This window comes from Stenotrophomonas sp. Steno-C15, from assembly GCF_056393265.1.
Window position 1 is genome coordinate 216,552 of record NZ_JBWJPF010000001.1, and the last position, 11,880, is coordinate 228,431.

13 protein-coding genes are annotated in these 11,880 nt (G+C 65.2%); 2 read left to right on the plus strand and 11 right to left on the minus strand.

Features of this window, described 5'->3' with window-relative positions; translation table 11 throughout:
• Nucleotides 1–25: 25 nt before the first annotated feature.
• From AC06FB_RS00945 to AC06FB_RS00985, 9 genes are all read right to left on the minus strand, one after another.
• Nucleotides 26–1,315 (minus strand): serine hydrolase domain-containing protein, encoded by a 1,290-nt coding sequence (locus AC06FB_RS00945; protein WP_428992969.1) that lies wholly within the window; start codon nucleotides 1,313–1,315, stop codon nucleotides 26–28.
• 90 nt (nucleotides 1,316–1,405) lie between these two features.
• The gene (locus AC06FB_RS00950; RefSeq protein WP_111186931.1) at nucleotides 1,406–2,356 is read right to left on the minus strand and encodes a DUF2268 domain-containing putative Zn-dependent protease; all 951 of its coding nucleotides are present in this window, start codon (nucleotides 2,354–2,356) and stop codon (nucleotides 1,406–1,408) included.
• Between the two features lie 19 nt (nucleotides 2,357–2,375).
• Nucleotides 2,376–3,059: a hypothetical protein gene (locus AC06FB_RS00955; RefSeq protein ID WP_111186930.1), complete on the minus strand. Its 684-nt coding sequence runs from the start codon at nucleotides 3,057–3,059 to the stop codon at nucleotides 2,376–2,378.
• A gap of 11 nt (nucleotides 3,060–3,070) precedes the next feature.
• Nucleotides 3,071–3,667, minus strand: a complete 597-nt coding sequence (locus tag AC06FB_RS00960; protein ID WP_262100616.1) for an NADPH-dependent FMN reductase — start codon at nucleotides 3,665–3,667, stop codon at nucleotides 3,071–3,073.
• Nucleotides 3,668–3,748: 81 nt separating this feature from the next.
• Nucleotides 3,749–4,972, minus strand: a complete 1,224-nt coding sequence (locus AC06FB_RS00965) for a hypothetical protein (protein ID WP_478053268.1) — start codon at nucleotides 4,970–4,972, stop codon at nucleotides 3,749–3,751.
• Nucleotides 4,969–7,500, minus strand: coding sequence for a TcfC E-set like domain-containing protein (locus tag AC06FB_RS00970; RefSeq protein WP_478053269.1), 2,532 nt, complete (start codon nucleotides 7,498–7,500; stop codon nucleotides 4,969–4,971). The genes AC06FB_RS00965 and AC06FB_RS00970 overlap by 4 nt, the downstream gene beginning before the upstream one ends.
• An 83-nt stretch (nucleotides 7,501–7,583) precedes the next feature.
• A complete protein-coding gene (locus tag AC06FB_RS00975; RefSeq protein ID WP_053515864.1) occupies nucleotides 7,584–8,081 on the minus strand; it encodes a CS1 type fimbrial major subunit in 498 nt (165 codons plus the stop codon).
• A 66-nt stretch (nucleotides 8,082–8,147) separates the two neighbouring features.
• Nucleotides 8,148–8,891: a CS1 fimbrial subunit B flags: Precursor gene (locus tag AC06FB_RS00980; protein WP_262100613.1), complete on the minus strand. Its 744-nt coding sequence runs from the start codon at nucleotides 8,889–8,891 to the stop codon at nucleotides 8,148–8,150.
• 172 nt (nucleotides 8,892–9,063) lie between these two features.
• A complete protein-coding gene (locus tag AC06FB_RS00985; protein ID WP_460255736.1) occupies nucleotides 9,064–9,579 on the minus strand; it encodes a hypothetical protein in 516 nt (171 codons plus the stop codon).
• A 284-nt stretch (nucleotides 9,580–9,863) separates the two neighbouring features.
• Here AC06FB_RS00985 and AC06FB_RS00990 point away from each other — a divergent pair, with 284 nt between their 5' ends.
• Complete coding sequence (locus tag AC06FB_RS00990) at nucleotides 9,864–10,169, plus strand: hypothetical protein (RefSeq protein WP_146256257.1); 306 nt, start codon at nucleotides 9,864–9,866, stop codon at nucleotides 10,167–10,169.
• Nucleotides 10,170–10,204: 35 nt separating this feature from the next.
• Here AC06FB_RS00990 and AC06FB_RS00995 read toward each other — a convergent pair whose 3' ends face one another.
• On the minus strand, nucleotides 10,205–10,408 hold the full coding sequence (locus AC06FB_RS00995; protein ID WP_065176077.1) for a hypothetical protein: 204 nt from the start codon (nucleotides 10,406–10,408) through the stop codon (nucleotides 10,205–10,207).
• A 90-nt stretch (nucleotides 10,409–10,498) separates the two neighbouring features.
• Nucleotides 10,499–11,143, minus strand: coding sequence for a response regulator (locus tag AC06FB_RS01000; protein WP_111186923.1), 645 nt, complete (start codon nucleotides 11,141–11,143; stop codon nucleotides 10,499–10,501).
• Nucleotides 11,144–11,226: 83 nt separating this feature from the next.
• Here AC06FB_RS01000 and AC06FB_RS01005 point away from each other — a divergent pair, with 83 nt between their 5' ends.
• On the plus strand, nucleotides 11,227–11,865 hold the full coding sequence (locus AC06FB_RS01005; RefSeq protein ID WP_065182300.1) for a response regulator: 639 nt from the start codon (nucleotides 11,227–11,229) through the stop codon (nucleotides 11,863–11,865).
• The last annotated feature ends 15 nt before the right edge of the window (nucleotides 11,866–11,880 follow it).

Sequence of the window (11,880 nt, forward strand, 5' to 3'; positions counted from 1 at the left end):
GTGTGCGTCGAGTCGCGCGGGGGGCCTATAGCCGGATGGGACTAGCTGTATCGTCCATTTTTGTGTGCACTGCAACATCGTGCTGTGCCCCGCCGATGTCCGTGGCGGACGCAGCCAACGCAGGCATCGACTTCGCCAAGCGAATGATCTCCGCTGGAAACGTGGCGTAATCGTCGACCGGGAAGGCATGGCTTTCCCTGCGCTGGATCAGCCGGACCGCGACGATGCGCTGCTCCGGTACGACCACCAGGTGCTGGCCAAGATATCCATTGGCGGCGTAAGCGCTGACCGGACCACGCTGGGATTGGAAAAGATCGGCGATCTTCAGCCCGCGGCCGGTGATCTCGGTGGCGTACAACGGCTGCCAATCGTCGCCCAGCTGCTGGCTGAGATGCGCCATCAGCGCCGACTTGCTGGCAAAGGTACTGCCTTCCGCCGCCAGCAGCGCATGCTGAAGCCGGTCAGATACGCCGCGCTCCCGGAGCGTGCGCTGCGCATCCTTCCGCAGCGTGTATCGCTCCCATTCCGGCAGCCGCCACCACAGTAATCCGACGTCCGCAGACTGCGTACTCTCGACGGTCATCAAGGAGATCGCGTGTTCGCTCATCAGGCGCGTTCCGTCCTTGGCCACGCCGCCATCGAGCATCAGCTGACCAATGGCGGCCAAGTCCCGGGCTGACAGGGAGAGCCCGGCCATGCCCAAGGGCGTGCCCGCTTCATCCTTCATCCAGTCGTAGCGCGTGATCCCCAGGGGCCTGAAAAGGCGCGCCTCCAGATAGGCATCCACGGGCTGGCCGGCCAGGCGGGCAATGATGCCCGGCAGAAGATTGGTGGCCTTGTTGTTGTAGGAGAACGCGCTGCCGGGCACGGACGTGATTTCCGCTGCGAGCGCGAGCTGCACGAGATCCGGCGCAGATTCCAGCTCGACCCCCGCGTTGGGAACGTTCTGCAGGCCGGAGGTATGCTCCAGCAACATCCTTACCGTGATGTCCCGCTTCTGGCCCTGGCGCCATTCCGGATAGATCGCACTGACCGGTTCGTCCAGCGACGCAAGCTTCCCGTCATCGAGCAGCAGGCCGATCGCCAGCGCCATGATCGACTTGGTGGCCGACATGAGGTGAATCGGCTCGCTGGTCGAGGCCACATCCAGCAGTGGAACACCGTCCTTCTGGATCAGCACAGCGTCGGAATGGGCAGCACGCCCGTTACGCTCGATATCCGCCAGCACATCGGCAGGCGACTGCCTGGCCTCGGCGAAAGGACAGTACAGCGCGAACGCCAGCAATACGGACGCCACGTGTCGGATGGCAGACAAGGCAATGCTCCTTCCTGGGACATGCGGTCAGAGTGGCGATGGAGGCAGATCGCCTGCAGTGCCTGAAGTCATGGCTCCAGCACGACCTGCCTACCGCGCCCCGGTACTGTCGGGAACGCACGCCGGCGTCCAACCACTGGCGCTGAACAGCGCCTCTGCGGTTTCGGGCCTTACATCCAGCAGCTCGGCGATGGCCTTCTGCCTGTCGTCGGCGCGGTTGACGTACGCCCGCGCGATGCGCTGCCCGACCCAGTAACCGAGATCGCCGCGCCGGGTGTCGTCGCCGGGGCCGTTGTACAGCCACCGCGACAGGTCGGTGCTGTTCCGCTCTGCAACGAATTCCCGCTCCAGAGCGCATTCGCGCCCTGTGGTCCAGCGCTGCAGATGGACGTTGGCGGGCTGCCCGGAGATCAGTTCACCCACGTACTCTGCACCGCCCTCCAGCAGCGTCTGGTACAGCACCGTGGGCGTCGGCACTTCAACAGCGGCACCGTGCTGCTGCACGTGCACATACTCGTGCGCGATCAGGTGCACGAAGCGTTCCGTCACATCGGCCTGCATCCAGTCCGCGCTGCACAGTGTCTCCAGGCCGATCACCACGCCGTCCGGCGTGGTGACGCCACCGGTGGTGCCCCGCCCGACGAGGAGGGTGACCGGCGGAAAACGGGCCGACGGCACGATCTCTCCGAGCTTCTGCAGCGCACGGGTCACTCCGCTGCGGATGCCCGGCAGTGCCGCAGCGCACGTGCGCGCCTTCACATACAACGCCGGCTTCTGCTGGACTGCATCCGCAAGCCGCTGCATCGAGCCGATGCGCAGTTCGCTGAACTGATGCAGCGCGTCGCTGCCCGGCTCCAGATAGCGGCGCTGCAGCAACAATGCATCCGGCCTGCCACCGCTGGCGTCCATCACCGCGAAGAAGCGTGTCACATCATCGGTTCGCACGATGGGCGCGCGCGCCCGGGTCTCCGCCTGTGCGGCCGTCGCCAGCAAGGCTATTGCCAGCCCACCGGCGATCCATCTGCAGATGACCGATGCCATCGACCGCCGCGTCCGGCGTCTACTGCGCACCGGCTTCCGGGGCCAGCGTATGCACCACCCTGCCCTGTGCATCGAGGAACTCGATGGCACCATGGCCTTCGGCAGTGACGGTCAGGCGCAGGCGGGTCCGGTCCTGCTTGTCATTCAACGCGATGGCCGGCGTGCCGTCGGCGCCCACTACCATCTGGATGCGCGTCGGAACCTGCACCCCCGGCACCAGCTTGTTGCCCAGTGCGGCATCGCGGATCGGCGGCGGCGCCTGGTTGATCGAGAACCGGACCTCGCCATCGGGCGATACCCGCCAGCCGATCGCATCCATGGCCGGATGATCCAGCGCCAGCACGGCCATCCCGCCCTCGATGTCAGCGGTGCCGAATCCGCCGCGTTCACTGCCCTTGTCGTCGTACAGCACCATGCCCGCCACGTTGAACGCGCGCTTGTACTGGATGCCATCGATGATCGGTGCCGGCGTCTGCCCCGACAGCGTCATGCGGATCACGCCCTTGTCATCCACGATGTCGATGCGGCGGGCTGTGATCCGCTCGCTGTCAGGACGTTCGACGCGAGTCTGCGGCGAGCGGTCGACAATCAGCCGCTGCAACTGCTCGGACGACGGGCGCTTGGTGCTCTCGTCTGACTCGGCCCAGGCATTGCCGGTCAGCATCGCGGCCAGTGCAAGGGCAAGGCATCCAATCGGTTTCATGCGAGTGTGGTTCATGGCCTGCGCTCCCCGCGCAACTGGTGAATCCAGCTCTGGAACCCCTCCAGGAAGCGGTGCAACCGCTTGCGGGTGGCGTCATCGAAGTCATTCGTTGCGGTGTCGAGTGCCGATGCCGCCTCGGCAATGTACAGCTGCGGCGAGGTCATGACGAGTGCCCCCATCGCGGCCAGCGCGTGGCGCAGCTGCGATTGCGCCAGCCGTGTGCCCCACCGCCCCGGGGTGGCGCCCATGATGGCGACCGGCTTGCCGGACAGCACCTCACCCAGCGCGGCATCGTTGCGCGACAGCCAGTCCAGGGTGTTCTTCAACACGCCCGGCAGGGACTGGTTGTATTCGGGCGTGGCGATCAGCACGCCGTCGGCCGCCGCAACCGCAGCACGCAGGCGCATCACGCCGTCCGGACCACCCGCAGCGTCTGCTTCCAGGTCTTCGTTGAACAGCGGAATGTCAGCGATGCTGTCATGGACGGTCAGCGACAGGCCGGCCGGCGCCGAGCCTGTTGCAGCGTCGATCAGGTGCCGGTTGTAACTGTTCCGGCGCAGGCTGCCGGCGAAAGCGAGTACGCGCAGGGGGGCGGAATTGTCAGGCATCAGAGGTTCCCAGGAAGGACCGGATGGAGAGCACTCGTCCGAATGCTCTGCCGATGATGCCAGACACCACACGTCGCAGCGCTATGGATCTGCGTCGAACACCACGGTGACGCTGCCCTGATACGTGGTGCCCGGGTGGTCCAGCATCTTCCGTACCGGCTCGCCGTTCACGGCGAACCGAAGCGTCGACGAACGCCCGATGATGACGGCATCGGCGGTGAATACAGGCGGAGGCTGGTTCACCCGCAGCGGCAGATCCACCACCTGGCGGCCGCTCGCGCGATCACGAAAACCTGGCAATGTCAGGCTGACATCCAACGGAACGTCATCGGCATCAACGCTCGTATTGCGGATCCCGCAGCGCCCGTCTGCCTGCAGGTGCTCGCACTGCATCGAGACACTGAACTGGCCGGAACTGCTGATGTGGAACGGAACTTCCTGCTGCAGCCGCGCCGGTGCGATGCCATGGTCGGTCCACTGGCTCCACCCGCCTCTGGGCGCCAGCACCGCGTGATCCATGCCGGGGGCCACATCCAACCGGAACGCATGGCGCACCTCCAGGCGGAAATGCACGTTCACCAGGCTGTCGGACAGGGATACCCGGTGCCCGAGGTCGAAGTCACTGCCCTGCCCGGTTCCCCCGAACGAGAAGCGGGTCGAACCGGTGTAGATGCCACTGCGCATCTCCAGCGGCGCCGGGGTTTCCAGCGCATAGACGAAATCCAGTGCTGGAATGGCATAGTTGTTGGTGTTCACCCAGTGCAGGCCGCAGGCGACGGCGCCCTGTCCATCGTCGCGGCGCAGGAGCATGCGCATGACGGTATAGGCACTTGATCCTGTCACCCCATACGAGCAGTTGTTCGGTCCGCCGCTGGAGTAGAACCCGCTCGACGCCCCGTCCCTGTCCTCGTCGGTAAACCGCATCGCCGCCCCGATCACCCGCAGGGTGAGGTCGAAGCTGCTGGCGCCATCCTCGGACGTGACGGTCACGATGCGCGGTGCCGGCATCGCGATATAGAAGCCGTCCGGGCCGTAGTCCGCATTGCGGATCACCTCCTTGCTGCCACGGACGGTCGTATCGATGCTCCACCAGTTGTTGGCGATGCAGGTCGCCATATGCGCATTGGCACAGACCCCGCTCCACGGCGTGGTGTTGACGAATCCCCGTTGGTTGGGGTTTGTCAGGTCAGGCTTGAACTCGGCCGTGATGTACACGTCGCCCGCCTGCGCGGCCAGGGCGGGCAGCAGCATCGACACGCCGAGCGTGAGCCGGCGAAGGAAGCGGCACAGCAGATGGAACATCATGGCGCTTCTCCAGCATGGCCGGCCGCAGCCTGTGCGGCCACGGCCGAAGGTGGACATCTGAGGATGCCAGCCATCCACATCTCCCCACGCGGGCGGGTTGTGCGGCCATCCAGCTCGAAACTGCATGCGCTGATGTCCGGATGACGCACCACCAGCGTCGGCATCCGGCTGTTCATCTCCAGGGCGAAGAAGCCATCGGCCTCGGCGACACTGCGCCCGGCATGATTGACCACGTGCGCACCCGCGAGCGGCCGCCCCTGCGAGTCCTGCAGATGGCCCATCACGGTGATCGTGCTGACGACATCGACCTGGTTGTAGGCGATGCCGCCCTTGTTGAGGTGATAGGGCAGCACCGACGGCTGGATCGCGGCGGCCGGCGCATGGTGATCATCGAAGTCGAGCTGGATCGACCCGGGCCTGTAGGCGGACACCGGCAGCAGATTGCGGCCGGGGCGCAGGATATGGGAGCCGCCACGGCTGTCGTGCGCGCGGATCGTGGCGCCGGCCAGGTCCGAACGCACATCGATGATCATGCCGGTGTCAACCATGCTGGCCTGGCCGTCGCCTGCAATCGCCAGGGAGCCTCCGCCCACGGCAAGCGTGCTCTCCAGATTGACGCCCCCGCTCACACCACCGTCCAGCGAAGAGCGCTGCAGATGGAGATCCCCGCGCAGTGCAGCCGACTCGAAGTGGGCGTTGCCGCCCAGGCCGATGCCCGTGCTGTCCACGGTCGCCTGCCCGGCGATACTGTGCACGATGCTGTCTGCGAAGCTCTGTTGCACGCCAGCACTGGCGTAGACGTCACGTCCTCCCCGGGCCCCGGTACGTGAGCCAAGGCTGCCACTGTAGCGCCGCCCATCCTGGCCGAGCGCGATGTTCAAGGTGAACTCCACGCCACGATTGCGTCGCAGGCCCGAGCTGATGCTGCCGGGGCGATCGAAGACCGAAGCCCGCCAGTTGGCGTCACTGCCGAACAGCGTCTGCCGACGGCTGAATGAAAGGTCGAAGCCGGTGCCGCGGCTGATGCCCTGGCTGTGTGAGATCCGGGCCGAGAGCTGGCCATGCCGGCCGAACCCGTGATTGACCCCGACTGCCGAGGTGCGCAACCAGCCCTCGCGCACGGGCGCGCTGGTGTACCCGGGAAACGGCGGAGGCTCGATGAGGTCGCCCTGCACCTGCCAGCTCCGCGTATGCGAGGCGACCACGCTGCCATTGCGGTAGCGCAGCAGGCCCTGCAGGTCCACGCCCTTGCCGGTCCGGTTGGAAGTATAGGCGTTCGTGTAGACATTGGCCCAGTCATTGACCTGCCAGTCGACTGAACCGGCAAGCGAGCGATCGTTCCCGATGGATTGCACGGCAACACCGAGCACCGCACGCGGATGCGCAAGATAGTTGACCACGCCGCCCACGGCAGGCCGGCCCGCGCCGGGATCATCGAAGCTGTCCAGCAGGCTGTCCTGCACGCCGGCAAAGGCACTGTAGCGCCAACGCCGGCTGGGATCGCGCCACTGGGTGGGTTTGTGGATGATGGATGTCGTGCGTGACGTCTCGCGTCCGTCCTCCATCACACGCAGTTCCACTTCATAGATGCCGCCAGGCAGACGTCGCGTCTCCACCTGCTGAAGCCCCGGACGGACCGCCTGGGTCAGGATCAGGCTGCCGTCACGGTAGACCTCGACGCTGCCCTCGCGGTTGGCAGTCACGTATACCGGGTACAGGCTGGGCGAACGACTGTCCACCAGCAGCGTATCGGACGAACCGGCCATCACCCCGAAGGTGGTGAAACGGGTGCGTCCTGCGCCACGGGGCTGCCGCGTAACGCCGTCGAAATTCGGGAGGAACCATCCTGCACGCAGGAAATGGTCCTTGAACTCACGCTGCGCGTGCAGTGACTGCAGGACATGGCGGACGCGACGATCATCCTCGCCGCTGCGGTCCGCCTGGTAGCTGGCGTCCAGTGTCCAGTTGCCGACGCTGCCCTGTGCGGCGAGCGCGTAGCGACCGGCAGCCCGCTGGCCCTCCCCGCCATAGGCATTCAACTGGTGGCGCAGGATCAGGCCACTGCTGCCGGAATCGGGCAGCGACAGGTGGCGCTGCACCGCCAACGCCTGGCCGGCCGCTTCGGAGGCGATCGAAAGCAGGGAGCTCTCGAGGCTGTAGTGCAGGCCGGCGAGCCCATCGCGGCACGGCTTGGTGCACGGGCCGAGGGCATGAGGGGAGCCCAGCACGGCCAGCCAACGCTCGCGCTCGCTCTCGGGCTGGGTGCTGCCGTGCGCGTCGGTGAACTCCAGCAACGACACCGCGTTGTCGCGGGTAAGTACGGCGCGCGCGTCACCCAGGTACTCGCCGTCCCGTTCTACCCGGACCACCAGCGGCACATCGAAGAAGTGATCGCGGAAGTCATCCGGCAGGGCATCGGACTGCTCCAGCAGATTCAGTGTGTCCAGCGCGCCCTCGGCAGCCAGCACGGCAGGCGCGGTGCAGAACAGCGCGAGGGTAATGGCGAGAGGGAGGGTGCGCGGAGACATGATGGCTTCTTGTTGAGTCAGAATGAGGCGCGCGCCCGCTCTCCCGGGGGGAGCGGGCGCGCCCGGTCTGCACAGGACTGTGCTTACGGCGAACGACTTTCGAACATCATCGAAACGGTGCCGCTGTAGTTGCCCTGCAGGTAGTCGCCGCCGGCCGGCGCCGCTGCGATGGACACGAGGGCACGCTTGCCAGCCGCAGCCTCGACTTCAGTCGCGACTTCAACGGCGGCGGCCGGGCCCACGTCCAGGGTCTTGCCGGCCACGGAAACCGTCATCGGCATTTCACCGGCGTCTGCCGCCAGCTTGGCGTCGTAGGCAAGGTGCGCAGTGATCGCGCCCAGGCCGCTCTTCATGTCGATCTGCTTCTGCACCGGCTCCAGACGCTGCGTGGTCATGTTCCACGGCAGGTCCTGGGTTTCGCCGGCCCAGTCACCCACGGGGGAAATCTGCAGGCCGGTCGGCGACGGCACGGTGGCCGTGACGTTGATCTGCAGCGGGAACTGCTCCGGATCGGCGAAGGCGACGGCCGGCGACAGGGTCAGGGTGGCCAGGGCGGCCACGGTGATGGACTTCAGGTTCATTGCAATTGCTCCAGGGTTGGAAAATGCCGACGTATGCGGCGGTGGACGCAGCTTCAGAGGAAGCTGCTAGTCGAGCAGGACGGATTTGCGGGATTTCCCCTCGACGATTTCAAAGCGATGGTCTTGGCCAGGCAGATGTGCGAATGCCTCGCTGCGTCCGGGCAACAGATGCACCCTGCGCGACGCTCCGCATTGCCCGGGCTGGGTGCCGGTGCTGCACTGGCGCACGTTGTCGAGCACCACGGTGCTGTTGCCCGCGTTGTGCACCACGGTGCGGTCGGCCTGGCGATCAGTGCGCAGATCAGACAACGGCTTTTCCGGATGCACGATGACGAAGACGCCATAGCCGGTGAGCACGTTGACGCCGGCCGCGATGGAACGGCGATAGTCCTCGGACTGCGCCTCGGTCAGTGCGAACTCGTCCTCCTTCTTCGGCAGCACAGGCACGAAGCGGACGCGGTAATAGCGCTCCTTGTCACGATTGCCGTGGAAGAGCAGCCGCGTGGCCTGCTGCCCTTGGCGCGGAACGATGAGGCGCGAAGGGCTGGCAATCAGGGCATTGCCACCACCGCCATACACACCCGGCTCCACATCGACCTCGTAAGGCGTGTTGTCCTCCGTGTAGCGCACCTCGGTGACCTGCACACGCACGAATGCCGTGGCGTCACCGCTGTTGCGGACACGCTTCAGCAATGCGCCCTGGTCGGGCAACAGGTACTCGTACATGGCGCCGACGTGGATCGACGGCATTTCGGCGCTGGCGAACGTGGGCAACAGCAAGGCTGCGCCCAGCAGAATGAGGCGTTTCATCGGAGCTTCCTTGAGGTCGGGGTGCGGCGTTGCCGACACCCTCTTCATCGAAGGGCGCTACGATAGGGACGGATACTCTGCCTGGGTATGCAACTATTCCGAATAATTCGAAATCCCGGGCCGCGCGGATGAACGGCTCAGCTTCGTGTACTGCGCACGCTGTAACAGGGAATCAGCGGGTCGCGCCGCAGCTGGAACAGTGGTTCGACAGGCCCATCAGAGCGATCACATGCTGGCGGACCGCATCGTCGGCGCACAGGATCATCACGCCTTCGCCATCGGGCACCGAACGGAACATGCCGTGCAGGGTGATCGGAGCGGCGGTGCGTGTGGATATGGCAACGGTATGGATGCGACCGCGGCCGCACGCGCTGCGCAGCGCACGCTGCTCTGCCCCGGTGGCCTGCCTTCCTGCGTGACCGACGCCACGGGGCTCCAGCCCGATGCTTACCGTCAGTGACCGGCCCATGAACCGGCTGGTGATCACCGGCACATCGCGATCGGGGAATCGGCACAGGAAGGCAATGTGGCTGCGCACGCCTGCCTCTTCCGATGCAGATGACGGCCCCAGAATGGCACCTTCATCATGGGGCATCGTTGCGGAGTCCCGGCACAGGCAGTGACGCAGATCCGACAGTACTCCGGCTCCCGCTGTGAACATCGTCTTGACCCCCTCGACATGGTCCATGTAGGTAACAGCCCCCTCGCCGCTTCCTGCGCCGGCGCGCCGTCCATGCTATGTCCGCCGGCTGGAGCACTCAATCGAACAACTCCGAAGTTCAGCGCGGATCGCCCTGTCCGGCCAGCTCGGCAACGAATGATTGATAAAAGTTCTATGGAAAGAACGCGGACTTGATTGCACTGTTGCCATATTGCACTGCAGCGAAACCCGCTGGAGTTGCACTGTCGGCGCGATGGCGCGCCGTTTGACCCGGCCGGAGATGCGGTGTTCGGATGCGTGTGTGCTTTCTGATGAAGTTCGACCTGCGGCGTGATCGCCATGGCCTCGCGCCCCCGCTCTACGCCTACGTCTGTGCCCATGCGACATCGCGGGAGATCGCATTGCGCAAAGCCTCGCGCGTGCTGTCGAGAATCGTGATGGACGACAGTCAGACGAAGTGGATGATGATGGAGTGCAAGGACGTGGTGCAGGCATGTCGCTCCGGGCTTCTGCCCGTGGAAGAGAAACTACTGGAGCAGGCAAGCGCGGCGAGGTCCGGCGTTGCTGCACTGTATCGGGAATCGGTGCAGATCGTGGGCGTCACGGAACAGCGATGATGTGTGCGGGCGCCCCACTCCACACGCGTGGCCGCCTAGGCCTGCCGGGGCACGGCGCTGCGACCGCCCACCTCGTCGTGACGATGGTTCTCCCACGTGCTGCGCAGCTGCCTCCGCTGCGGCGCGGACGCATACATGTAGCCGTTCAATGAATCAAGGAACCACCGCTGCTGCTCGACATCCAGTGCAGCGAACCGTGCAAGCACTCCGGCTACGCAGGCATCCAGTTCAATGGTCATTCCGCTCCCCCGGACTACGAGTTAAGTTGCAGTCACTGTATGGATGGCAGTTCACTTCCACAATCGAACTAGTTTGCAAATGCCGCAGGCCTATCCGCCATCGGCACACGTCACCCAGCCATTGGCAGCAGCATAGCGATGGACATCGATGGTGCTGTTGAGGCCGAGCTTCTTCATCGCCGAGCGCTTCTGTGCACTGATGGTCTGTACGCTGCGGCACAACTGGCGGGCCACCTCGCGCTGGCTGTAACCTTCGACCAGAAGGCGCAGGACCTCCAGCTCGCGCCCCGACAGCACCACGCCCGGTCGCTGCTCATGCAGCGAAGCGAGTTCGAGCATCCGCGGCGACAGGTGGTTCCTGCCGACCGCCGCGGCGAGAATGGCCGGTGGCAGGTACTCCAGCGGATCGGACTTGGCAACGATGCATTTCACGCCGGCTCGCTGCGCATGCTCGATGATGTGGCTGCTGTCGTTCCCGGTGAGCAGGACGAGCGCCGTGCGAGGAAAGCGTCGCAGGAGGAAGCGGATCAATGACAGACCGTCTCCGTACTCGCCACCCGGCATCGAGTAGTCGATCACCGCGACCTGCACGCTGGTGGTGGCCAGCAGGTTGACGAGCTCGCTCGAATTCCTGGCACACCCGCGCAGGGACAGGTCCGGGTGTGCGGCGATGAGCCGGGCAACGCCGATGGTGACCACGGGGTGATCATCGGCGATGATGAATTCGACAGGCATGTTTCGCGCCTCCTTCTGTTGACGCTTGTCAGGTTGGCCGTGAAGTTTCCTGTTCGCGAAAACGCAATGCGAAGGAAAACACTATGAAAGACCGAGTCGAGGATGTTGTCATTGCCGACGATCATCCGATCACACGCTTTGCGGTTGAGGCGATCGTCGATGAGCAGGCAGGATTCCAATGCCTGGCCAGCGTTGCAAACGGCGTCGAACTGCTGGACCTCCTCGCTGTCCAGCCTGCCGATGTTGCCGTCGTCGACTACTCCATGCCCGCTGGCGACGGCTGCGATGGCCTGGCGTTGGTGGATACGTTGTGCAGCAGGTACCCGGCACTGCGCATCGTGGTTCTCACCGCGCTGGACCAGTGGCCGATCATCCAGGTTCTGCTCACGCGCGGGGTGGCCGCGGTGGTCAGCAAGTCGGATGACCTGCGGCATGTCGCCAGAGCGTTGCTGGCCGCATCCCAGGGACGCCGGTATTTCTCACCCGCCATCCTGGCCAGCCGCGATGTGAACGGATTCGATTCCGCCGGCGAACTGCTCTCGCCTCGCGAAGCACAGGTGGTACATCTGCTCCTGGCGGGCAAGGGCGTGAATGAGATTGCGCTTGAGCTGGCGGTCACCAAGCAGACGGTCAGCACCCAGAAGCGTGCGGCAATGCGCAAGCTCGGCGTGAGCAGCAATGCCGAACTTTTCAGGTTCGCATCGGAGTTGGGACTGGAATGAGCGCGTCTGCCGACG

What these genes read in the sequence shown, in the direction of transcription:
- AC06FB_RS00950 (WP_111186931.1), bottom strand. Translation starts at nt 2,356, where the DNA reads ATGGCATCGGTCATCTGCAGATGGATCGCCGGTGGGCTGGCAATAGCC.
- AC06FB_RS00955 (WP_111186930.1), bottom strand. Translation starts at nt 3,059, where the DNA reads ATGAAACCGATTGGATGCCTTGCCCTTGCACTGGCCGCGATGCTGACC.
- AC06FB_RS00960 (WP_262100616.1), bottom strand. Translation starts at nt 3,667, where the DNA reads ATGCCTGACAATTCCGCCCCCCTGCGCGTACTCGCTTTCGCCGGCAGC.
- AC06FB_RS00965 (WP_478053268.1), bottom strand. Translation starts at nt 4,972, where the DNA reads ATGATGTTCCATCTGCTGTGCCGCTTCCTTCGCCGGCTCACGCTCGGC.
- AC06FB_RS00970 (WP_478053269.1), bottom strand. Translation starts at nt 7,500, where the DNA reads ATGTCTCCGCGCACCCTCCCTCTCGCCATTACCCTCGCGCTGTTCTGC.
- AC06FB_RS00975 (WP_053515864.1), bottom strand. Translation starts at nt 8,081, where the DNA reads ATGAACCTGAAGTCCATCACCGTGGCCGCCCTGGCCACCCTGACCCTG.
- AC06FB_RS00980 (WP_262100613.1), bottom strand. Translation starts at nt 8,891, where the DNA reads ATGAAACGCCTCATTCTGCTGGGCGCAGCCTTGCTGTTGCCCACGTTC.
- AC06FB_RS00985 (WP_460255736.1), bottom strand. Translation starts at nt 9,579, where the DNA reads ATGGACCATGTCGAGGGGGTCAAGACGATGTTCACAGCGGGAGCCGGA.
- AC06FB_RS00990 (WP_146256257.1), top strand. Translation starts at nt 9,864, where the DNA reads ATGAAGTTCGACCTGCGGCGTGATCGCCATGGCCTCGCGCCCCCGCTC.
- AC06FB_RS00995 (WP_065176077.1), bottom strand. Translation starts at nt 10,408, where the DNA reads ATGACCATTGAACTGGATGCCTGCGTAGCCGGAGTGCTTGCACGGTTC.
- AC06FB_RS01000 (WP_111186923.1), bottom strand. Translation starts at nt 11,143, where the DNA reads ATGCCTGTCGAATTCATCATCGCCGATGATCACCCCGTGGTCACCATC.
- AC06FB_RS01005 (WP_065182300.1), top strand. Translation starts at nt 11,227, where the DNA reads ATGAAAGACCGAGTCGAGGATGTTGTCATTGCCGACGATCATCCGATC.